The sequence below is a fragment of the Blastococcus saxobsidens genome, assembly GCF_010682065.1.
GTDB lineage: Bacteria > Actinomycetota > Actinomycetes > Mycobacteriales > Geodermatophilaceae > Blastococcus > Blastococcus saxobsidens_B.
The window spans coordinates 117,828-139,147 of sequence record NZ_JAAGWG010000010.1 but is presented as its reverse complement, the minus strand read 5'-3'; the positions used below and the strand labels follow the sequence as shown (position 1 = coordinate 139,147).

Below are 21,320 nucleotides of genomic sequence, written 5' to 3'. Positions count from 1 at the left end.
ACAGCTCTGCGTGGCAGCATGCGTTGTCATGCGCATCGGCACCGTTCGCCGCGGCCGGGCACAGGAAGCGGGGTCCGGCGTCTCGGGCACCGCCCGGCTCGACCGCCGCACCAAGAACCTGACGAAGCGACTGCGCCCCGGCGACATCGCCGTCATCGACCACGTCGACATCGACCGGGTGAGCGCCGACGCCCTCGTGGGCTGCAAGGTCGCCGCGGTAGTCAACGCCGCGCCGAGCATCTCCGGCCGCTATCCCAACCTCGGTCCCGAGATCCTCATCAACGCCGGGATCCCGCTGCTCGACGACGTCGGCAAGGACGTGTTCGCCAAGCTCAAGGAGGGCGCGCACGTCCGCCTCGACGGCGCGCAGCTGGTCACCGAGGACGGCACCGTCGTCGCCGAGGGCCTGGCCCACGACACGGCGTCGGTCTCCGCCGCCATGACCGAGGCCAAGGCCGGGCTGTCGGTGCAGCTGGAGGCGTTCGCCGCCAACACGATGGAGTACATGAAGCGGGAGCGTGCGCTCCTGCTCGACGGCGTCGGAGTCCCCGACGTCACCACCTCCATCGAGGGCCGGCACGTCCTGGTCGTGGTCCGCGGCTACGACTACAAGGAGGACCTGCACGCCCTCCGCCCCTACATCCGCGACTACCGGCCCGTCCTCATCGGCGTGGACGGCGGGGCGGACGCCCTGGTCGAGGCCGGCTACTCCCCGGACATGATCATCGGCGACATGGACTCGGTGAGCGACGACGTCCTGCGCTCCGGCGCCGAGGTCGTCGTGCACGCCTACGCCGACGGACGTGCGCCCGGGCTCTCGCGCGTCCAGGACCTGGGCGTGGACGCCATCACCTTCCCGGCATCGGCCACCAGCGAGGACATCGCGATGCTGCTGGCCGACGAGAAGGGCGCCACGCTCATCGTCGCCGTCGGCACCCACGCCACCCTCATCGAGTTCCTCGACAAGGGGCGTGGCGGCATGGCCTCCACCTTCCTCACCCGGCTGCGCCTGGGCGGCAAGCTCGTCGACGCCAAGGGCGTCAGCCGGCTGTACCGCAGTCGGATCTCTACCGCAGCCCTCGTGGTCCTCGTCCTCGCCGCCTTCCTCGCGATCGGATCGGCGCTGGCCGTCTCCGCCGCCGGGCGCGTCTACCTGGACCTGCTGCTCGACCAATGGAACAGCTTCATGTTCTGGCTGGAGAACCTTCTCTCGTGATCGACTTCCGTTACCACCTGGTCTCGCTGATCGCCGTCTTCCTGGCGGTGGCGCTGGGCATCGTCATCGGCACGACGCAGCTCAACCAGCCGATCCTCAACGACATCCAGAACCAGGTCACCGACCTGGAGCAGGACAAGCGCGCGCTGGAGGACCGCACCCAGGCGCTGCAGACGCAGGTGGACAGCGCCAACGCCTTCCAGGACGAGGTCGCCGGGCCCCTGGTCGGGAACGCCCTCGAGGGTCGCTCGGTGCTCGTCGTCGCCACCGGCGAGGAGGTCGGCCCCGAGACGATCGAGGAGGTGACGGCGCTCATCGCCGAGGCGGGTGGGTCGGTCAGCGGCGTCGTCCGGCTGCTCCCGGGCTACACCGACCCGTCGTCGGAGGCCGCCCTGCAGAGCTACGTGACCGGCTCCGGTCGACCGGCCGGCGTCCAGCTCCCCGAGGACGGCGACGCCGGTGCGCTCGTCGCCTCGCTGCTCGCCCAGGTCCTCATGGTGCCCCCGGGCGGTGCCGCGCCGGACTCCGCCGCGGCGTCCTCGGTGCTCGCCGGCCTGGTCTCGCTGGACGTGCTGACCCAGGAGAGCACCACCGTCGCGCCCGCCGACTTCGCCGTCGTCCTCACCTCCGGTGAGACCGAGGGGGACGACGCCGAGCTGCGCAACGCTGCCCTGCTCGAGCTCGTGACCGCGCTGGACGCCACCGGCGCCGGCGCCGTCGTGGCCGGCAACGCCGCCTCGGCCGGCGAGGCCGGTCTGGTCGGGGTCATCCGCGCGGACCCGGAGCTGGCCGCGGCCGTCTCCACGGTCGACAACATCGGCACCGCCGTCGGCCGGATCAGCGCGGTCCTGGCGCTGCCGCGCGAGGCGGAGGGCACCTCGGGCAGCTTCGGCACCGGCGAGGACACCCAGCCGGTGCCCCCGGTGCCCGCCGCGCCATGACGTCCCGGACGCCGGGGACCGGCCCGTCCCGCCTGCTGCTGGCGCTGGCCGGGGCCGGTGCCGCCCGCGCCACCCTCGCCGGCGCCGCCGCGCTCACCGACCGTCCCGCCGGCGCGCCCTGGCGGCGCACCAACTACGCCGGGCGGCCGGTGACCCTGCTCGGAGGGCCGGCCCTGGCGTTGTCGGCCACCGCCACGGCGGTGCTCGGCGCACCCGCGGGTGCCCGGGCGGCCGCCGCGGTGGTCGGGACGGTGTCCGGCCTCGTCGGCGGCTACGACGACCTGGCCGGCGCACGGCCGGAGCAGGCGCGTGACAAGGGGCTGGCCGGTCACCTGCGGGCCCTGCGCGAGGGCCGGGTGTCGGCCGGAGCGGTCAAGGTGGCCGGGATCGGCACCGCCGCGGCCGTCGCCGCCGTGCTCACCCGTGGGCGGTCACGGGGCGCCGCTGCCCTGGTCGACGGCGTGCTCACCACCGGGCTGGTGGCCGGGACGGCGAACCTGCTGAACCTGCTCGACCTGCGGCCCGGCCGCGCGGCGAAGGCCGGCTCGATCGCGGCCGCCGCCGCCCTGGCCGGCCGGTCCGGAGGACTGGTGGCCGGACCGCTCGGAGCCACGGTCGCCGTGCTGCCCGCGGACCTCACCGAGCGGATCATGCTGGGCGACTGCGGGGCGAACGGCCTCGGTGCGCTGCTCGGCCTGCGGCTCGCGGCGATGCCCGGCCGCGGCGCCCGCACCGGCGCGCTGGCCGTGATCACGGCGCTGACCCTGGCCAGCGAGAAGGTGAGCTTCACCCGCGTCATCGAGGCCACGCCGGGCCTCCGCGAACTGGACCGGCTCGGCCGCCTGCCGTCGTGAGTGCGCGCCAGGTGGCCCGCGGGGTGGCCGGGGCCGCGGCGCTCATCGCGGTGCTCACCGTCATCGCCCGGCTCGCCGGCTTCGGGCGGACGCTGGTCTTCACCAACACCGTCGGCGCCGACAGCACCGGCGACACCTACCTGGCGGCCAACAACGTCCCGAACATCGTGTTCGAGGTGGTCGCCGGCGGGGCGCTGGCCAGCCTCGTGGTGCCGATGCTCGCCGGCGGCATCGCGTCCGGCGACCGCGAACAGGTGCGCCGGACGGCGTCGGCCCTGCTCGGCTGGACGCTGCTGCTGCTCGTCCCGCTGGCCGTGCTCGTGGCGGTGCTCGCCGAGCCGATCGCCCGCCTCCTCCTCGGCGGCGGGGGATCGGAGGCCGAGGTGCAGCTGGCCAGCCGCTTCCTGCTGGTGTTCGCACCGCAGGTGGTGCTCTACGGCATCGGCATCGTGCTCACCGGCGTGCTGCAGGCCCACCGCCGCTTCGCCGGTCCGGCGCTCGCCCCGCTCCTGTCCAGCGTCGTCGTCGCAGGGGCGTATCTGATCTTCGCCGGCATGGGGGGCGCCCGGGAGGCGGCCGACCTCAGCACGCCGGCCGAGCTGGTCCTCGGCGTGGGGACGACGCTCGGCGTGGTGGCGCTCAGCCTCAGCCTGCTGCTGCCGATGCGCGGCCTGCGGCTGGGCCTGCGTCCCGCGCTGCGCTTCCCGGTCGGCGCGGCACCCCGCGTGCGCCGGCTGGCCGTGGCCGGCGTCCTCACCCTCGCCGGGCAGCAGCTGGTCGCGGCCGTCGCCATCCGGCTCGCCAACGACGGCGCCCCCAACGGCACCCAGGTCGTGTACGTCGCCGGGCTGACCGTCTTCCTGCTGCCCTGGGCGGCCCTGGCCGTGCCGCTGGCCACCTCGGCCTACCCCGGACTCGCCGAGCGGGCCGACAGCGGCGACGACGCCGGCTACCGCCGCGCGCTCGCGCCGGTCGCCGTCCTCACGGTGACGGCCACCGCGGTCGCGGCGGCGGCCGTCGCGGCGGCCGCCGGACCGCTGGCGCGGGTCTTCCTCGGCGGGGAGGAGGCGGCCCGGGTCGCCGCGCTGCGCGACACGATCCTGGCCTTCGCGCCCGGCCTGGTCGGTTACGGGCTGGTCGCGCTGCTGACCCGTGCGCTCTACGCCCGCGGCCTCTGGAAGGCGCCGACGGTGTGCGTGCTGGGCGGCTGGCTGCTCGCCGTCGCCGCCGACATCCTGCTGGCCGGCGCGCTGCCTCCCGAGGACCGCGCCCTCGCGCTGGCCGCCGGGCACACGCTCGGGGTCACCGTGGCGGGCCTGGGCCTGGTGCTCGTGGTGGTGCGCGCGGCCGGTCCGGCGGCCCTGCGCGGCCTGGGCCGCACCGGTCCGGTGGCGCTCCTGGCCGCCGGCCTCGGCGTCGCCGCGGGGCTGTGGGTGGCCCGCGCGCTGGACGCCGACCCGGTGCCCGACGGGACGCTGATCGGCACGCTGGCCGCGGGGATCGCCGCCGGAGGCACCGTGCTCGTCGTCGCCGCGGCGGTCATGATGGGCACCGTGGGCGCCCCGCTGCGGCAGGCGCTGCGCGAACTGCGGTCGTCCGGGGAGCAGGAGGTGCACGGTGGCTGAGCGGCCGCTGCTCGATCGCCGGGTCACCGAGGTGCTCGCCACCAGCACCGGCGGCGTGGGCACCCACGTGCGGTCGATCCTGCCGTCCCTGGCGGCCGCGGGGGCCGAGCTGACCGTCTCCGGGCCCCGGGCCACCGACGAGCTGTTCGGCTTCTCCGGCCGGGGCGCGCGGTTCACCCCCGTGGAGATCTCCGCCGGGCTCGCCCCGGCCGCCGACGCCCGGGCCACCGCGGCCCTCCGCCGCGCGCTGGTCGGCACCGACCTGGTGCACGCCCACGGGCTGCGGGCCGGGCTGGTCACCGCCGCCGCCCGGCGCCTCGCCGGTGGCCGGCCGCGGTTCGTGCTCACCCTGCACAACGCGCTCCAGGACGGCGGCGGGCTCCGCCGCCGCGTGCTGGAGCAGCTGGAACGGGTCACCGTGCGTGCCGCCGACGTCGTCCTGGCGGCGTCGACCGACCTCGCGCAGAACGCCCGGCGCCTGGGCGCCCGAGACGTCCGCCTCGCGCCGGTGTCCGCCCCGCCGCTGCCCCCGGCGACCCGCACCCGCACCGAGGTGCGCGAGGAGCTCGGGATCGTCGACGACCGCGCCCTGGTCGTCGCGGTGGGCCGGCTGCACCCGCAGAAGGGCTACGACGTGCTGCTCGACGCGGTCGCCCGGTGGTCGGCCGATCCCCGGCTGCGTCCCGCACCGCTGGTCGCCGTCGCCGGTGACGGCCCGCTGCACGACGAGCTGGCCGCGCGGATCCAGCGCGAGCTGCTGCCCGTGACGCTGCTGGGCCGCCGCGACGACGTCGCCGACCTGCTCGGTGCCGCGGACCTGTGCGTGCTGCCCTCGCGGTGGGAGGCGCGCTCGCTCACCGCCCAGGAGGCGCTGCGGGCCGGCACCCCGCTGGTGGCCACCCGCACCGGCGGGCTGCCCGAGCTCCTCGGCGACGCCGCCGAGCTCGTGCCGGTCGGGGACGCCGCGGCGCTCGCCGGGGCGGTCGTCCGGGTCCTCTGCGACAGCGCCCACGCCACCGACCTCGCCGAGGCCGGGTTGCGGCAGGCCGCGACCTGGCCGGACGAGGAGGCCACGGCCGCCGGGCTGGCCGAGCTCTACCGCGAGCTGCTCGAGGCGCCTGCCCGGCCGCGACGATGAGCGTCCCGGCGCGTCGTGCCGCCGCGCTCCTGCTGCTGGTCCTCGGCCTGCTCGCCGGGTCGCTCGCCGGCCGGGCCGCTCCCGCCACGGCCGCGGTCGACCACACCGCCGACCGGGTCGTCGTGGTCGGCGTCCCCGGCCTGACCTGGGCCGACCTGGATCCGGAGCGCACCCCGGAGCTGTGGGCGACGGCGGAGGAGTCCAGCGTCGGGGCGGTGTCGGTGCGGGCCGCGCGGTCCACCAGCTGCCTGCTCGACGGCTGGGCCACCCTCGGCGCCGGCAACCGGGCACGCTTCCCCGGCACGGACGAGGGGCTGCCCCCGGTGCCCTTGCCGCCGGCGCCGGCGGAGCCGGGGGAGGCCCCCCCGGTCGAGCAGCCGGAGCCGGAGGAGCCGGTGCTGGACACCTCGCTGACCCACTGCGGGCTGCAGGAGCGCGTCGCGGGGGCGGCCCTGGGCGACCCGCAGGCCACCGTCGCCCGCATCGCCGAGGACCCGGGCACGGTCCGGTTCGGCGCGGAGCCGGGCGCGCTGGGCGCCGAGGTCGGGTGCGCTGCCACCGTGGGGCGCGCCGCGGCGCTCGCGGTGGCGGTGCCGGGGGTGGAGCTGACCACGGCGCGCGTCCTCCCGCCCGATCCGGAGGAGTTCGCGACCCTCCTGACCGCCTGCCCCCTGACGCTGGTGTCCCTCGACCAGCTCACCGACGCCGGACGCCCCGGCGCCGAGCAGACCGACGACGGCACCGAGCCCTCCCCGCGGGCGACCGCGCTGGCTCGCATCGACGAGGCCGTGGGGCGCCTGCGCGACGCGGTCGCCGCGCTGCCGGGGGAGACGCTCCTGCTGGTCGCCGGCATCTCCGAGGTGAACGACGGCCGCGCGCAGCTGCACGTCGGGATGGCGCAGGGCCCCGGCTTCGGCGACGGCTGGCTGGTGTCGGCGAGCACGGGCCGGGTGCCGTTCGTTCAGCTGATCGACCTGGCGCCGACCGTGCTGCGCGCCCTCGGGCTGGACCCCCCGGCGTCGATGAACGGGCAGCCGGTACGGGCCACCGGGGAGCGGCCGGGGCTCGCCGAGACCGTGGCGGAGCTGGAGCGGGTGAACACCGCCGCGATCACGCACCACCGCAACACCGGCGGCTTCTTCTGGACCTTCGTGGCCGCGGGTGCGCTGGTCGTCGCGGCCGGCGTTCTGGTCGTGGGGCACGGCGGGCGCGGCGGGCGCCCGCGGGCGCGGCCCGCCCTCCGGGTGTTCTGCCTGGCCGTCGCCGCGCTGCCGGTGGCCACCTACCTGGCCGGACTCTGGCCCTGGGAGCGCTCCGCCGCGCCCCTGCAGGGCCTCGTCGCTGCGGTCGTCGTCGCCGACCTCGCGGTCGTCGCCCTCGCCTCGCTCGGCCCCTGGCGGCGTCGCCGGCTGGGCCCGCCGCTGGCGGTCCTCGCCGTCACGCTGGCGACCCTGGTGGGCGACGTGCTGACCGGCTCGTCCCTGGAGCTCGACGGGCCGCTGGGGTACGACGCCGTCGTCGCCGGCCGGTTCACCGGGTACGGCAACCTGTCCTTCGGCCTGCTCGCGGTCAGCCTGCTCGCCGTCACCGCCGCGCTGGCCACCGCGCTCGGCCGCCGGGCGCCGGCCGCCCGACGACGGCTGGTCACCGGGGGAGTGGTCGTCGGTGCGGGGCTGCCGGCCGTCGCGGTGATCGGCGCCCCGGCCCTCGGCCGCGACTTCGGCGGGGTCCTGGCGGCCCTGCCCGGCTTCCTGCTGCTGGCCATGCTGCTCAGCGGCATCCGGGTCACCGTGGTCCGGCTGGTCGCGATCCTCGCCGCCGCGGTGGTCGCGGTCGGCAGCGTCGCCGTCCTGGACTGGCTGCGGCCGCCGGGGGAGCGGACCCACCTGGGGCGGTTCGTCGAGCAGGTCCTCACCGGCGAGGCCTGGACGGTGATCAGCCGCAAGGCGGCCGCCAACGTCGGGATCCTGCTCAACAGCCCGTTGGCCTACCTGCTGCCGGTCGCGCTGGTCGCCGCCTTCTGGCTGCTCCGCGCCGGCGGGCCGCTGCGCTCCGCGCCGGCCGCGGACGGGCGTCCCGCCCGCACCCCCGCGGGGCTGCCCGCCGGCGACGCCGCGGTGGTGCGCGCCACGCTGCTGGCCGTCCTGCTCAGCCTGACCATCGGGGCGGCGGTCAACGACTCCGGCGTCGCCCTCCCGGCGACCGCTGCGGCGCTGCTCGTGCCCCTCCTGGTGTGGCTGGTGGCGTCCCCGGCGGCGGACCCTCCCGGCAGGGGGGAGCCCCGGGGTGGCGCTGCCCACTCCGGCCCGGCCGACGGTCCCGGTCGTGTTACGGTCGTCTCCCGTGGGTCGACCGTCTGAGACACGTGACAGCGCCGGGAACTACAGCTTCCTGCACAACAGCCAACCGACGAAGTTCGTCTTCGTCACCGGCGGGGTCGTCTCCTCTCTCGGCAAGGGGCTGACCGCCAGCTCGCTCGGCGCGCTCCTCGCCGGCCGGGGCCTCCGCGTCACGATGCAGAAGCTGGACCCCTACCTCAACGTCGACCCCGGGACGATGAACCCGTTCCAGCACGGCGAGGTGTTCGTCACCGAGGACGGCGCCGAGACCGACCTCGACGTCGGCCACTACGAGCGCTTCCTCGACATCGACCTCTCCGGGCGCGCCAACGTCACGACCGGGCAGGTGTACTCGGACGTGATCGCCAAGGAGCGCCGCGGGGAGTACCTGGGCGACACGGTGCAGGTCATCCCGCACATCACCAACGAGATCAAGTCCCGGATCCTCGCGGGCGCCGACAGCGCCGAGCGGGTCGACGTCGTCATCACCGAGATCGGCGGCACGGTCGGCGACATCGAGTCGCTGCCCTTCCTCGAGGCCGCCCGCCAGGTCCGGCACGAGCTCGGGCGGGACAACTGCTTCTTCCTGCACATCTCGCTGATCCCCTACATCGCGCCGTCGGGCGAGCTGAAGACCAAGCCGACCCAGCACTCCGTCGCCGCCCTGCGCAGCATCGGCATCCAGCCCGACGCCATCGTCTGCCGGTCGGACCGGGAGATCTCCGAGGGGCTCAAGCGCAAGATCAGCCTGATGTGCGACACCGACGAGGAAGGGGTCATCTCCTGCCCCGACGCCCCGTCGATCTACGACATCCCGAAGGTGCTGCACCGGGAGGGCCTGGACGCCTACGTCGTCCGCCGGCTGGGCCTGCCGTTCCGCGACGTCGACTGGACGGTGTGGGGCGACCTGCTCGACCGGGTGCACTCGCCGAAGGCGACCGTGACCATCGCGCTGGTCGGCAAGTACATCGACCTGCCCGACGCCTACCTGTCGGTGACCGAGGCCCTGCGCGCCGGCGGCTTCGCCCACCGCAGCCGGGTGCAGATCCGCTGGGTGCCCTCGGACGACTGCGAGACCCCCGAGGGGGCGGCGAAGGCGCTGGCCGGCGTCGACGGCGTCTGCATCCCCGGCGGCTTCGGCGTCCGCGGCATCGAGGGCAAGCTCGGCGCCATCCGGCACACGCGGACCAACGGCATCCCGACGCTGGGGCTGTGCCTGGGGCTGCAGTGCATGGTCATCGAGACCGCCCGCAACCTGGCCGGCATCGAGGGGGCCAACTCCACCGAGTTCGACCCCGAGACCCCGGACCCGGTGATCTCCACCATGGCGACCCAGCTCGACGTCGTGGCCGGGCGCGGGGACATGGGCGGCACGATGCGGCTGGGCAGCTACCCGGCGCAGCTGCAGAAGGGCTCGGTCGTCGCCGGCGTGTACGGCGGCACCGAGATCACCGAGCGGCACCGGCACCGCTACGAGGTGGCCAACGCCTACCGTGACCGGCTGACCGAGGCGGGTCTGGTCTTCTCCGGCACCTCGCCCGACGGCACGCTGGTCGAGTTCGCCGAGCTGCCGAAGGAGACCCACCCCTTCTTCGTCGGCACGCAGGCGCACCCGGAGCTCAAGAGCCGGCCCACCCGCCCGCACCCGCTGTTCGCCGGGTTCGTGCAGGCGGCGATCGACTACTCCGAGGCCACCCGGATCCCGGTGCCGCTGGACGAGTCGGAGAAGGTCGGCATCTGATGCCCGCGGCGGAGGAGCAGCCGGCGCACGAGTACCGCGTGCTGGCCAGCGAGACGGTGTTCGACGGGCCGATCATCTCGCTGCACCGCGACACGGTGGCCATGCCCGGTGGCGACCAGAGCGTCCGTGACCTCGTCCGCCACCCCGGGGCCGTCGCCGTGGTCGCCGTCGACGACGAGGGCCGCGTGGTGCTCCTGCGCCAGTACCGGCACCCGGTGGGCCGGTATCTGTGGGAGCTCCCGGCCGGCCTGCGCGACGCCGACGGCGAGCCGCCGCTGGCGACGGCGAAGCGCGAGCTCGCCGAGGAGGCCCAGCTCGCCGCCGGCCGCTGGTCGCTGCTCACCACCCACTACAGCAGCCCGGGCTTCTGCGACGAGATGGTGCTGGTCTACCTCGCCGAGGACCTGTCCCCGGTCGACCGGCCCGAGGGCTTCACGGTGGAGCACGAGGAGCTCGACCTGACCGTCGAGCGGGTGCCGCTGACCGACGCGGTGCAGCGGGTCTTCGACGGCGACATCCGCAACGCCGCCGCCGTCGTCGGCCTGCTCGCCGCCGCCCAGGCGCGCGCGGTACAGCCCCCGCTGCGCCCGGTCGACGCCAGCTGAAAGAGGACCACCCTTCCCCCCACGCCTCGCAGGCTCGGCGCGGGCCCCTGAAGGGTGGCCGTTCCAGTCCGTCACCTGGGGGGCGGCCGCAGGCCCAGCCGGGCCAGCTCGACGGCGGCGAGGGCACGGACCGCGGTCGGGTCACCGCGACGCCAGGCCGCGCCGGTGCCGTCGGGGAGCGTGGCCAACTCCGGCAGGGGGGCGGTGGCGAGGGCGCGCGCCGCGAGGATCTCCAGGTCGCCGGGCGTGGTGAGCATCCCCTGGGCGGCCCCTGCCTCCCGCGCGTAGCGCAGCCGCCAGGGCAGCCAGCGCGACACCAGCCAGCCGACCGGCAGCAGCACGAGCACGACGGCGAGCACGAGGGCCAGGGTGTCCACCGCGTCCTGCGCGGACCGCCCGGCGCCGCCGACCGAGCCGCCCGCGCCGGCCAGGGCCTCGAACGGTGCGGCCAGCTCGTCGCCGACGACCGGCACGTCCTCGGCGGCCTCGGCGGCCGACCCCATCGAACCCGCCACCGACCGGCCGAGGTCCTCGACCGCGCGGCCGGGTTCGGCCAGCACCAGCACCGCACCGTGGACGACGCGGGCGACCAGCACCCAGAACACGGTCCACAGCAGGACGCCGGCGTCGGCCGCCAGCTGGCGGCTGCGCAGTGCGGGCTGCTCGGCGTAGAAGCGCATCCAGGCCTCCGGGGAACGGGACGGGCGGGCCCCGTCATCGTGGGGCAGGCCGCTCGCTCCGGCAGTCCGGCTCGTCCCCGGGAAGCCGTCGACCCGAGGGTGCGCGGTCCAGCACGTGTCGCATGCCACACTCCGGCCGAGGCGCGCCCGGACCGGGTGCGCCCACGATGCGGTGGGAAGGCCGTCGTCACCCTCGACGCGCCGGACGCCGGGACCAGGAGACAGTCGATGCGGATCGGGGTTCCCCGAGAGGTCAAGAACCGGGAGTACCGGGTGGCGCTCACGCCGGCCGGGGTGACCGAGCTGACGCGGGCCGGGCACCAGGTGCTCGTCGAGCAGGGCGCGGGGGAGGGCTCCTCGATCCCCGACGAGGACTTCACCGCCGCCGGTGCCCGCATCCTCGCCTCCGCCGACGACGTGTGGGCCGACGCCGAGCTGCTGCTGAAGGTGAAGGAGCCCGTCGCCGAGGAGTACGGGCGGCTGCGGGCGGGCCAGACCCTCTTCACCTACCTCCACCTCGCGGCCTCCCGGGAGTGCACCGACGCGCTGGTCGCCTCCGGGACGACGGCGATCGCCTACGAGACGGTCCAGACGCCCGACGGGGCGCTGCCGCTGCTGGCCCCGATGTCGGAGGTCGCCGGGCGGATGGCGCCGCAGGTCGGTGCCCACTGCCTGGAGCGCGCGCACGGCGGGCGCGGCGTGCTGCTCGGCGGGGTGTCGGGCGTCTACGCGGCCAAGGTGGTGGTCATCGGCGCCGGGGTGTCCGGGATGAACGCCGCAGCCATCGCGCTGGGCATGCAGGCCGAGGTCGTCGTCCTGGACCGGGACATCGACAAGCTGCGGGCCGCCGACCGGATCTACCAGGGGCACCTGCGGACCGTGGCCTCCAACTCCTACGAGGTGGAGCGCGCGGTGCTCGACGCCGACCTCGTCATCGGCGCGGTGCTGGTACCCGGGGCCAAGGCGCCGACGCTGGTGAGCAACGAGCTGGTCTCCCGCATGAAGTCCGGCTCGGTGCTGGTCGACATCGCCGTCGACCAGGGCGGGTGCTTCGAGGACACCCGGCCGACCACGCACGACGAACCGACCTTCCGCGTGCACGGGTCGGTCTTCTACTGCGTGGCCAACATGCCCGGTGCCGTTCCCAACACCTCCACCCACGCGCTGACCAACGTGACGCTGCCGTACGTGATGGCGCTGGCCGGGCAGGGCACCGTCGCGGCCGTCGGCCACAATCGGGCACTGGCCCACGGCGTCAACGTCGTCGGCGGGCACGTGGTGCTCCCGGAGGTCGCCGAGGCCCACGGCATGGATGCCGTCCCACTGGAGGAGGTGCTGACCTGACGACAGCGACGGGAGCATCGACGTCGGCGGGGCCCGGCGTCGAGCGGGTCGTGACCGGCTACCTGGACCACCTCACCGTCGAGCGGGGCCTGGCGCAGAACACCATCGCCTCCTACCGGCGGGACCTGCGGCGCTACACCGAGTACCTGGCCACCGCCGGGGTGCGCGGGCTGGGCGAGGTGGCCGAGTCCGACGTCGCCGGTTTCCTGGCCGCGCTCCGCCGGGGCGACGACGACCACCCGCCGCTGTCGGCCACGTCGGCGGCCCGCGCGGTGGTCGCCGTCCGTGGGCTGCACAAGTTCGCCCTGCTCGACGGCCTGGTGCCCGACGACGTCGCGCACGAGGTCCGGCCGCCCACGCCGGCCCGCCGGCTGCCGAAGGCGGTGCCGGTGGAGTCGGTGGTCGCGCTGATCGAGGCGGCCGGCTCCCTGGAGGGTCCCCGCGGGCTGCGGGACCGTGCGCTGCTCGAGGTGCTCTACGGCACCGGGGCGCGCATCTCCGAGGCCGTCGGGCTCGCCGTCGACGACCTCGACCGCGGGCAGGCGACGGTCCGGCTGTCGGGCAAGGGCGGCAAGGAACGGGTCGTCCCCGTCGGCAGCTACGCCCTGCGGGCGGTCGAGGAGTACCTGGTGCGGGCCCGCCCGGAGCTGGTGGCGAACAGCCGCGGCGGTGTCCGGGGCGGCGCGCTGTTCCTCAACGCGCGCGGTGGACCGCTGTCCCGGCAGAGCGCCTGGTCGATCCTCCGGACGGCGGCCGAACGCGCCGGCCTCACCGCGGAGCTGAGCCCGCACACGCTGCGGCACTGCTTCGCCACCCACCTGCTCGACGGCGGCGCCGACGTCCGCGTGGTCCAGGAACTGCTCGGGCACGCGTCGGTGACCACCACGCAGGTCTACACGCTGGTCACCGTCGACCGGTTGCGCGAGGTCTATGCGACGAGTCACCCCCGTGCCCTGACCTGACAGCCAGCGAGCCGCTGCTTGGACAGAATTTGGGCTCGCTTCGGCTTGAGCAGTCACACTGGTTGGCATTCGTCGCCATGTCGACACGTCGACGGCGTGCCGCCTTGGGTAGGTGTCTCCTTCTCCCTAGCGTCTGTGTCACCCGAGCGGACAGGACGGCTGACCGCGCCCGGAACGTCCGGATCGGGGACGAGGTGGAGGCATCAGACCCATGGCGATCCGAGCGGACGCGGCCCATGCCGTCGCGCGGCCGCACGACACCGACCCCGAGATGGGGGCGGCTGCGCTGCGGCTGGACCCGGCCAAGGCGCGGCAGCGCCGTCTTCCGGACCCGAAGCCGCTGGCTTCTCACGGGCCCGCGCACATCATCGCGATGTGCAACCAGAAGGGTGGCGTCGGCAAGACCACGTCGACCATCAACCTGGGCGCGGCGCTGACCGAGTTCGGCCGCAAGGTGCTGCTCATCGACCTGGACCCGCAGGGTGCGCTGTCGGTGGGCCTGGGCATCCCGGCGCAGAACATGGACCGCACGATCTACAACGCGCTGATGGAGCGGCGGACCAGTCTCCGCGACGTCCTCGTGCACACCGACGTCCCCGGCCTGGACCTGGTCCCCAGCAACATCGACCTGTCGGCCGCCGAGGTGCAGCTGGTCAGCGAGGTGGCCCGGGAGCAGACGCTGCTGCGGATCCTGGCCGACGTGCGGGACGACTACGACTTCATCCTCATCGACTGCCAGCCCTCGCTCGGGCTGCTGACGGTGAACGCGCTGACCGCCGCCCAGGGCGTGGTGATCCCGCTGGAGTGCGAGTTCTTCTCGCTGCGCGGTGTCGCGCTGCTCGTCGACACGATCGACAAGGTCAAGGAGCGGCTCAACCCGTCGCTGGAGATCAACGGCATCCTCGCCACCATGTACGACTCCCGGACCGTCCACTGCCGGGAGGTGTTCAGCCGGGTCGTCGAGGCCTTCGGCGACACCGTCTTCCAGACCGTCATCACCCGCACGGTGCGCTTCCCGGAGACCACGGTCGCCGGTCAGCCGATCACCACGTGGGCCCCCACGTCGACGGGCGCCGCGGCGTACCGCGACCTCGCCAAGGAGGTGCTGGCCCTGTGACTCGCAGGCCTGTTCTGCCCGGTGCCTCGGAGCTCTTCCGCCGCACCGACACCGCATCGGTGCCGGAGGTCACCGAGCTGCCCAGCCTGCCCACGGCGGCCAGCTCCCCGGCGCTGCGCAGCGCCGGTGGCGCCCGGCGGGCCGGGGAGACCCCCGACAGCGGCATGCCGCTGACGCTCGTCCCCGGCGGAGCCGACGGCGGGGACGACCTCGCGTCCTTCCGGGGGAACCCGGCCGAGGAGGCCCCGGCAGCGGTCCTGCAGCCGAAGGTCCCCACCCGCGGCCGCCCGGCCCGGGGGCGCGCCGAGCGCACCAAGCACGACGAGAAGATCACGGTCTACATCTCCGCCGACGACCTCGTCGCCCTCGAGACCGCCCGGCTGAGCCTGCGCGCGCAGCACGGTCTGGCGGCCGACCGCGGCCGCATCGTCCGCGAGGCGGTCTCGGTCCTGCTGGCCGACCTGGACGAGCGCGGCGAGGACTCCGTCCTCGTCCGCCGGCTCCGGGGTCACTGACCCAGGGGCCTACGCTCGCACTCCGTGAGCACCGACGCTGGAGCGGTTCCGGCGGCCGAACCGGCCGACGGAGCCGCTCCTGCGCGTTTCACGGTCCGGCTCACCAACTTCGAGGGTCCCTTCGACCTGCTGCTGCAGCTGATCGGCAAGCACAAGCTCGACGTCACCGAGATCGCACTCTCCCAGGTCACCGACGAGTTCATCGCGCACCTGCGGGCGCTGGGCGACGAGCTCGACCTCGACCAGGCCAGCGAGTTCCTCGTGATCGCCTCCACGCTGCTGGACCTCAAGGCCGCGCGCCTGCTGCCGGCCGCCGAGATCGACGACGAGGAGGACCTGGAGCTGCTCGAGGCGCGGGACCTGCTCTTCGCCCGGCTCCTGCAGTACAAGGCCTACAAGCAGGCGGCGGCGTTCCTGCGCGAGCGGGAGGCGGAGGCGGCGCTGCGGCATCCCCGGCAGGCCGCGCTGGAACCCCGCTTCGCCGAGCTGGTGCCCGAGGTGCTGCTGGACCTCACGCCCCAGCAGTTCGCCGCCCTCGCCGCACGGGCGCTGGCACCCAAGGTTCCCGAGACGGTCAGCGTCTCGCACCTGCACGCGCCGCCGGTGAGCGTCGCCGAGCAGCTGCTGACGGTGCGCAACCACCTGCGGCGCTCCGGCACCGCCAGCTTCCGGGCCCTCACCGCGGACTGCGAGCACACGATGGAGGTGGTGGCCCGCTTCCTGGCGCTGCTGGAGCTGTACCGCCAGCAGCGCGTGGTGTTCGAGCAGCTGACGCCCCTGGGTGAGCTGCACGTCCGGTGGACCGGGAACCCCGGTCGGGACGACGACCCGGTCGACGACCCGGTCGGCGACCCGGTCGAGGGCGGCGGGGGCGAGGACGACACGGACGACCGGACGGACGACGGACCGGCCGCGCACGACCCCGACGAGGAGTACCGGTGACCGAGGAACGTCCCGACCAGGAGCGCGCACCCATCTCCTGGGACGCGCTGGCCGCCGAGCTCGCGGCCACCCGGGAGGAGGCCGAGCAGCGCGGCGAGGCCGACCCCGCCACCTGGGACGCCGTCGCCGCCGCGCTGGCCTCCCGCGTGGGGGAGCGCCCGGTGCCCGACGAGCAGGTCCCCGCGGTACCGGAGGAGCACGAGCTGCCACTGGTCGCGACGGCACCGGAGCCGTCGCAGGAGCCCGAGCCCGAGCCGGACCCCGAGCTCGCGCCCATGGAGCTGCTGGACCCGGTGGAGCTGCAGGGCGGGCTGGAGGCGCTGCTGTTCGTCGTGGACGACCCGGTCGACGAGGAGACGCTCGCCGCGGCGCTGCGCTGCCCGGAGGAGCAGGTGCGCGACGGGCTGGCCGCGCTCGCGACGAGCTACGACGAGCGGTCGGCCGGGATCACGCTGCGGCGGGTGGGGGAGGGGTGGCGTCTCTACACCCGCGACGACCACGCCGCCGTCGTCGAGCGGTACCTCGGGGAGGGGCAGCGGAGCCGGCTCACCCAGGCCGCGCTGGAGACCCTCGCCGTCATCGCCTACCGCCAGCCGGTGACCCGTGCCCGTGTCTCCGCCATCCGGGGCGTGGGCGTGGACGGCGTGATGCGGACCCTGCTCACCCGTGGGCTCGTGCACGAGGTCGGCTCCGACCCCGACACCGGCGGCGGTCTCTACGGCACGACTCCGCTGTTCCTGGAACGGCTGGGCCTGACCAGCCTCACCGAGCTCCCGGAGCTGGCACCGCTGCTGCCCGAGGCCTCGACGGTGCTGGACGAGCACCCCGACGCCTGAGCCGCGGTCAGTCCCGTGCGGGCTCGGGGCCTGCCCGCAGGGCCGCCACCATCGTGGCCACCAGGGCGACGCCGATGGCGCAGGCGAGCACGGCCCGGAGCCAGGGCGGAACGGTGACCCAGCGGCCGACCAGCCCGAGCGCCACCGCGAGGCCGCACAGGCCGAGGAAGGCCGTGGAGAACGACTCGGCCCTGCGGCTGCGCGCTGTACCGCGCCACGTCGGTTCGGACCACACCCGCCGGAGGAAGACGACCGCGAGGAGACCGGCGGCGAGCCCGGACACGACCAGCGCGGCCGGCCAGCCGCCCAGCCGGCCGGTGATCAGCCAGGCCGCGGCCGCAGCGCTCAGCAGGCCGGCACCGGGAGGCCCCAGGGTCAGGCCGATCCGCCGCCAGGCCCGCAGGGCGCGCGGCGAGGCGGGCTCGGGGCGTCGGTCCACGGGCCGGATCCTGGCGCAGGCGTGTGCGTTGCACCACCCTCCCGGCGGGCCGGTCACCCTCTTCAGCGGTGCGACGGTCGGGGGAGCGGGCAACCGATGGGACACTGGACGGCGATGAGCACCGGGACCCCGAACGACGAGAGCACCACCGACGCCGGCGACGGCTGGTCCGAGGACATGGAACTGGCCCCGGCGCACCCCGGCGACCGGCCCGCGGCCGACGACGGCGACGACGACCGGCAGGGCGAGCGGCTGCAGAAGGTGCTGGCGCGGGCCGGTGTGGCGTCGCGGCGGGTGGTCGAGGACATGATCGACGCCGGCCGGATCAGCGTGAACGGCAAGCAGGTCCTCGTGCAGGGCATGCGGGTGGACGCCCAGACCGACAAGATCTCCGTCGACGGGGTGCGGCTGGAGATCCGGGACGACCGCGTCACCTACGCGATCAACAAGCCCTCCGGGGTCATCACGGCCATGACCGACGACCGGAACCGGCCCACCGTCGGCGACATGGTCGGCGACCTCGCCCCCGGGCTGGTGCACGTCGGCCGCCTCGACCAGGACACCGAGGGCCTGCTGCTGGTGACCAACGACGGCGAGCTGGCCCACCGGCTGGCGCACCCCTCCTACGGGGTGCGCAAGACCTACCTGGCGCAGGTCTCGGGCTCGGTGCCGCGGGACCTGTTCCGCCGGCTGCGGTCCGGTGTCGAGCTGGAGGACGGCCCGGTGAAGGTCGACTCCTTCCGCGTCGTCGACACCCACGCGGGCCAGTCGGTGGTCGAGGTCGTCCTGCACGAGGGGCGCAAGCACATCGTGCGCCGGCTGCTGGCCCACGTCGGCCTGCCCGTCTCGCGGCTGACCCGCACGGCGGTCGGTCCGGTCCAGCTGCAGCGCATGCGCAGCGGCTCGATCCGCAAGCTCACCCGGGGCGAGGTCGGCTCCCTGGAGGAGCTCGTCGGCCTCTGAGCCCGGACCGTCCGGTCAGGCCTCGCGGGGAGGGGCGGTCGACGCCCGCACGACCACAGAGGTGGTCAGGGTGCGGTGGGGGCCGGTGAGCTCCTCGCCGGCGATGAGCCCCAGCAGCATCGCGGTCGCCTCCTGACCCATCCGCCGGATCGGCTGCTGGACCGTGGTCAGCGGGGGCTCGGCCAGCGCCGACTCCGGGATGTTGTCGAAGCCGACGACGGACAGCTGCCCGGGCACGTCGAGCCCGAGCTCGGCCGCGACCTCGAGCGTGGCCAGGGCGGAGAGGTCGTTCGCCGCGAACACGGCGGTGGGCCGGTCGGGGCGCGACAGCAGCTCGCGGGCCGCCTCCCGGGCCAGCTCCGGCTCGAAGCCACCCGAGCGCCGCAGCGCCGGGTCGGCCGCCAGCCCGGCCGCGTGCAGCGCCTCGCAGTAGCCCTGCTCGCGCTGCTGCGCGGAGATCAGGTCCGCACGACCGGTGATCATGCCGATACGGGTGTGACCCAGCGCGAGCAGGTGCTCCACGCCCAGGCGGGCTCCCTGCAGGTTGTCCGCCGCCACCGAGGGCAACCCGGCGGGGCCGGTGTGCGGGTCGACGGCCACCACGGGCCCGTCGGCCTGCACGTCGGTCACGGTGGGGGTGACCAGGACGGCGCCGTCGACGAGGCTGCCCATGAGCCGGCTCAGTGACCGCCGCTCCCACCCCTCGCGGGCCCCCAGGTGGCCACCCGCGGAGTAGGCGATCAGCTCGTACCCGGAGCCGTGGATCGCGTCGGCGACACCCTTGAGCACCTCGGTGCTGAAGGGCTCGAAGTCCATGACCAGCACGCCGATGACGTTGGTCCGGTGGTTGCGCAGGCTGCGCGCGACGAGGCTCGCCTCGTAGCCGAGCCGGTCGATGACCGAGCCGACGTGCTCGATCGTCTCCGCCGACACCCCGTAGCGCCCGTTGATCACCTTGGACACCGTGGAGATGGAGACGCCGGCCTCCGCGGCCACCTGCTGCATGGTCACTCGGCCGCGCAGCGAGGGGGAGGGAACGACCTGAGGGACGACGCGCGCGCCCGCGACGGGGTCACGCGTGGAGTCGAGCGTCATGTGCAACCTCTCGTCGTCCGGACCCCGGCGGTCAGGCCGGGCCTGACCGCCGGGGTGACCGGCGGGTGTCGATGGACCGTGGGTACCGCATCCCGGCTGGTGCCGGACTCAGCCCTTCACCGCTCCCTGCAGCCCGCTGACGATCCGCCGCTGCATGGCGAGGAACAGGATCAGCGCGGGGATCATCGCAATGGTGGTGAACGCCAGCACGCCGGCCGTGTCGGCCGAGTACTGCGTGGAGAAGTCCGCCACGCCCAGCGGGAGGGTGCGCGTGTCCCCCTGCAGGAGCAGCAGCGGCAGGAGGTAGGCGTTCCAGGACGCGACGAACGCCAGGACGCCGACGGTGACCAGGCCGGGCATGGACAGCGGCAGCGCGATCCGCCAGAAGATCCGGATCCGCGAGGCGCCGTCGATCATGGCGGCCTCCTCCAGCTCCTTGGGCAGCGCCATCAGGAACGGCCGCAGGATCACCACCGTCACCGGCAGGGCGAAGGCCGCCTGCGGCAGCGCCACGCCCCACCAGGTGTTGCCGAGCTGCAGATCGCGCGTGATCAGGATGAACAGCGGCACGATCGCCACCGCCGCCGGGAAGAGCAGGCCCAGGACGAAGACCAGGAACAGCGGCTCCCGGAGCTTGAACTGGTACCGCGCCAGCGGGTACGCGGCCATGACACCGGCCAGCACCGCCACCGCCGTGGTGATGAGGGCGATGACCGTGGAGTTGAGCGCGTAGGTCCAGAACGAGGAGTTCGAGAGGACGTTCCCGTAGTTCCCGAACACCCAGGGATCGGGGAGCGCGGCGGGATCGCGCGCGAGCTGCTCGTTGCTGCGGAAGCCACCGAGCGCCCCGTAGAGCACCGGCCCGAGCGTGAGGGCCACGACCAGGGCCGCGATCAGGTAGACGAGCGGGCCGCCCCGCCCGTACGCCGTCGACCGCCGTGCCATCAGCGGGTCCTCCTCTCGCGGGCGTGCCCCGGGGGGATCACGCGTCTGCCTTCGTGTCGCGGCGCAGCACCAGGAACTGGTAGGCCACCGCCATCACGAAACCGATCAGGAACAGCACGACCGACGCCGCCCCGGCGATGCCGAAGTTGCCGCTCTGCGTGCCCTGGCTGATCAGGTAGGTGGCCATCGTGGTCGTCGCGTTCGCCGGTCCACCGCCGGTGAGGATCCAGACCATGTCGAACAGCTGCAGCGACCCGATCATCGACAGGAAGACCCACGTCCGGATGGTCGGGGCGATCAACGGGATCGCGATGCGGCGCTGGACCTGCCACCACGAGGCGCCGTCGAGCTGAGCGGCCTCGTGCAGCTCGTCGGGGACCCCCTGCAGCCCGGCGAGGAAGAGCAGCACCGCCAGGCCCAGGTACTTCCAGGTGAGCACCACGAACACCGTCGCCAGGGCCAGGTCGGGGGTGCCCAGGAAGCCCTGCTCGGGAACCGGGATGCCGACCGAGCCGAGCACGGTCTCCAGGAGACCGGTGCGCGGCTGGAGCATCTGGAACCACACGACGCCGGCGATCACCTCGGCCAGCACGTACGGGACGAAGATGATCGTGCGCAGCAGGCCCCGGCCGCGGATGCGCCGGTTGAGCAGCAGCGCCAGGGCCAGGCCCAGCGGCAGCTGCACCAGGATCGAGGCGAACACGATGATGAAGTTGTGGACGACGGCGTCGGTGAAGACGTCGTCGGTCAGGACGCGCACGTAGTTCTGCAGCCCGACGAAGTCCACCAGCGGGCCGAAGCCCTTCCAGCGGTACATCGACATCCGGGCGGCGGAGTAGACCGGGTAGACGACGAAGATCGCCATCAGCGCCAGCGCCGGCGCCACGAACATGGCGATCTCCAGGCGCTGACGCCGCTTCCCGGCGCTGGATCTGCCGGTCACCCGGCGCGCTTCCGCGCGCCGGGTGACCGCTGCGCCGGGGTCGGTCTCCTCCGGCGCAGCGGTCACCGGTGAGGTCATGG

20 protein-coding genes are annotated in these 21,320 nt (G+C 74.6%); 15 read left to right on the top strand and 5 right to left on the bottom strand.

Annotation, left to right across the window (positions count from 1 at the left end; genetic code table 11):
* Positions 1 to 28: 28 nt before the first annotated feature.
* From steA to GCU60_RS08695, 8 genes are read left to right on the top strand one after another with little or no spacing between them, the layout of a single operon-like run.
* Positions 29 to 1,216 (top strand): putative cytokinetic ring protein SteA, encoded by a 1,188-nt coding sequence (steA, locus tag GCU60_RS08730; protein ID WP_163204245.1) that lies wholly within the window; start codon positions 29 to 31, stop codon positions 1,214 to 1,216.
* Complete coding sequence (locus tag GCU60_RS08725; RefSeq protein WP_163204243.1) at positions 1,213 to 2,157, top strand: copper transporter; 945 nt, start codon at positions 1,213 to 1,215, stop codon at positions 2,155 to 2,157. The genes steA and GCU60_RS08725 overlap by 4 nt, the downstream gene beginning before the upstream one ends.
* Positions 2,154 to 3,011, top strand: a complete 858-nt coding sequence (locus tag GCU60_RS08720; protein ID WP_163204240.1) for a hypothetical protein — start codon at positions 2,154 to 2,156, stop codon at positions 3,009 to 3,011. Before GCU60_RS08725 ends, GCU60_RS08720 begins: the two co-directional genes overlap by 4 nt.
* Positions 3,008 to 4,636 (top strand): lipid II flippase MurJ, encoded by a 1,629-nt coding sequence (gene murJ / locus GCU60_RS08715; RefSeq protein WP_163204238.1) that lies wholly within the window; start codon positions 3,008 to 3,010, stop codon positions 4,634 to 4,636. Before GCU60_RS08720 ends, murJ begins: the two co-directional genes overlap by 4 nt.
* Entirely contained in the window at positions 4,629 to 5,774 is a 1,146-nt protein-coding gene (locus tag GCU60_RS08710) for a glycosyltransferase (RefSeq protein ID WP_163204236.1), read from the top strand. Before murJ ends, GCU60_RS08710 begins: the two co-directional genes overlap by 8 nt.
* Complete coding sequence (locus tag GCU60_RS08705) at positions 5,771 to 8,134, top strand: hypothetical protein (RefSeq protein WP_163204233.1); 2,364 nt, start codon at positions 5,771 to 5,773, stop codon at positions 8,132 to 8,134. The genes GCU60_RS08710 and GCU60_RS08705 overlap by 4 nt, the downstream gene beginning before the upstream one ends.
* Positions 8,118 to 9,854 (top strand): CTP synthase, encoded by a 1,737-nt coding sequence (locus tag GCU60_RS08700; protein WP_430537413.1) that lies wholly within the window; start codon positions 8,118 to 8,120, stop codon positions 9,852 to 9,854. Before GCU60_RS08705 ends, GCU60_RS08700 begins: the two co-directional genes overlap by 17 nt.
* The gene (locus tag GCU60_RS08695; RefSeq protein WP_163204231.1) at positions 9,854 to 10,459 is read left to right on the top strand and encodes an NUDIX domain-containing protein; all 606 of its coding nucleotides are present in this window, start codon (positions 9,854 to 9,856) and stop codon (positions 10,457 to 10,459) included. The genes GCU60_RS08700 and GCU60_RS08695 overlap by 1 nt, the downstream gene beginning before the upstream one ends.
* Positions 10,460 to 10,530: 71 nt before the next feature.
* Here the strand turns inward: GCU60_RS08695 and GCU60_RS08690 are convergent, their stop codons facing one another.
* Positions 10,531 to 11,139 (bottom strand): hypothetical protein, encoded by a 609-nt coding sequence (locus GCU60_RS08690; protein ID WP_163204229.1) that lies wholly within the window; start codon positions 11,137 to 11,139, stop codon positions 10,531 to 10,533.
* 228 nt (positions 11,140 to 11,367) lie between these two features.
* On the opposite strand from GCU60_RS08690, the gene ald reads away from it, so the two are divergent.
* The 6 genes from ald to scpB all read left to right on the top strand — a co-directional run bounded on the left by ald (position 11,368) and on the right by scpB (position 16,855).
* Entirely contained in the window at positions 11,368 to 12,483 is a 1,116-nt protein-coding gene (ald, locus tag GCU60_RS08685; RefSeq protein WP_163204227.1) for an alanine dehydrogenase, read from the top strand.
* A 50-nt stretch (positions 12,484 to 12,533) separates the two neighbouring features.
* Positions 12,534 to 13,445, top strand: coding sequence for a site-specific tyrosine recombinase XerD (gene xerD / locus GCU60_RS08680; protein ID WP_163204226.1), 912 nt, complete (start codon positions 12,534 to 12,536; stop codon positions 13,443 to 13,445).
* A gap of 211 nt (positions 13,446 to 13,656) precedes the next feature.
* Positions 13,657 to 14,562 (top strand): ParA family protein, encoded by a 906-nt coding sequence (locus tag GCU60_RS08675; RefSeq protein WP_163204223.1) that lies wholly within the window; start codon positions 13,657 to 13,659, stop codon positions 14,560 to 14,562.
* Positions 14,559 to 15,077 carry a hypothetical protein gene (locus tag GCU60_RS08670; protein ID WP_163204221.1) on the top strand — a complete coding sequence of 173 codons (519 nt, stop codon included), beginning with the start codon at positions 14,559 to 14,561 and terminating at the stop codon, positions 15,075 to 15,077. Before GCU60_RS08675 ends, GCU60_RS08670 begins: the two co-directional genes overlap by 4 nt.
* A 24-nt stretch (positions 15,078 to 15,101) precedes the next feature.
* A complete protein-coding gene (locus GCU60_RS08665) occupies positions 15,102 to 16,019 on the top strand; it encodes a segregation/condensation protein A (RefSeq protein ID WP_163204219.1) in 918 nt (305 codons plus the stop codon).
* Positions 16,016 to 16,855, top strand: a complete 840-nt coding sequence (gene scpB / locus GCU60_RS08660; protein WP_345770491.1) for an SMC-Scp complex subunit ScpB — start codon at positions 16,016 to 16,018, stop codon at positions 16,853 to 16,855. Before GCU60_RS08665 ends, scpB begins: the two co-directional genes overlap by 4 nt.
* 7 nt (positions 16,856 to 16,862) lie before the next feature.
* On the opposite strand, the gene GCU60_RS08655 is transcribed toward scpB, so the two are convergent.
* On the bottom strand, positions 16,863 to 17,294 hold the full coding sequence (locus tag GCU60_RS08655; protein WP_163204217.1) for a DUF4175 domain-containing protein: 432 nt from the start codon (positions 17,292 to 17,294) through the stop codon (positions 16,863 to 16,865).
* A 114-nt stretch (positions 17,295 to 17,408) separates the two neighbouring features.
* Here GCU60_RS08655 and GCU60_RS08650 point away from each other — a divergent pair, with 114 nt between their 5' ends.
* Positions 17,409 to 18,257: a pseudouridine synthase gene (locus GCU60_RS08650; RefSeq protein ID WP_163204215.1), complete on the top strand. Its 849-nt coding sequence runs from the start codon at positions 17,409 to 17,411 to the stop codon at positions 18,255 to 18,257.
* Positions 18,258 to 18,272: 15 nt separating this feature from the next.
* On the opposite strand, the gene GCU60_RS08645 is transcribed toward GCU60_RS08650, so the two are convergent.
* The 3 genes from GCU60_RS08645 to GCU60_RS08635 all read right to left on the bottom strand — a co-directional run bounded on the left by GCU60_RS08645 (position 18,273) and on the right by GCU60_RS08635 (position 21,318).
* Positions 18,273 to 19,352, bottom strand: a complete 1,080-nt coding sequence (locus GCU60_RS08645) for a LacI family DNA-binding transcriptional regulator (protein WP_204261683.1) — start codon at positions 19,350 to 19,352, stop codon at positions 18,273 to 18,275.
* A gap of 108 nt (positions 19,353 to 19,460) precedes the next feature.
* Positions 19,461 to 20,297, bottom strand: coding sequence for a carbohydrate ABC transporter permease (locus GCU60_RS08640; RefSeq protein ID WP_163204213.1), 837 nt, complete (start codon positions 20,295 to 20,297; stop codon positions 19,461 to 19,463).
* Between the two features lie 37 nt (positions 20,298 to 20,334).
* Positions 20,335 to 21,318 carry a carbohydrate ABC transporter permease gene (locus GCU60_RS08635; RefSeq protein WP_163204211.1) on the bottom strand — a complete coding sequence of 328 codons (984 nt, stop codon included), beginning with the start codon at positions 21,316 to 21,318 and terminating at the stop codon, positions 20,335 to 20,337.
* Positions 21,319 to 21,320 lie beyond the last annotated feature (2 nt).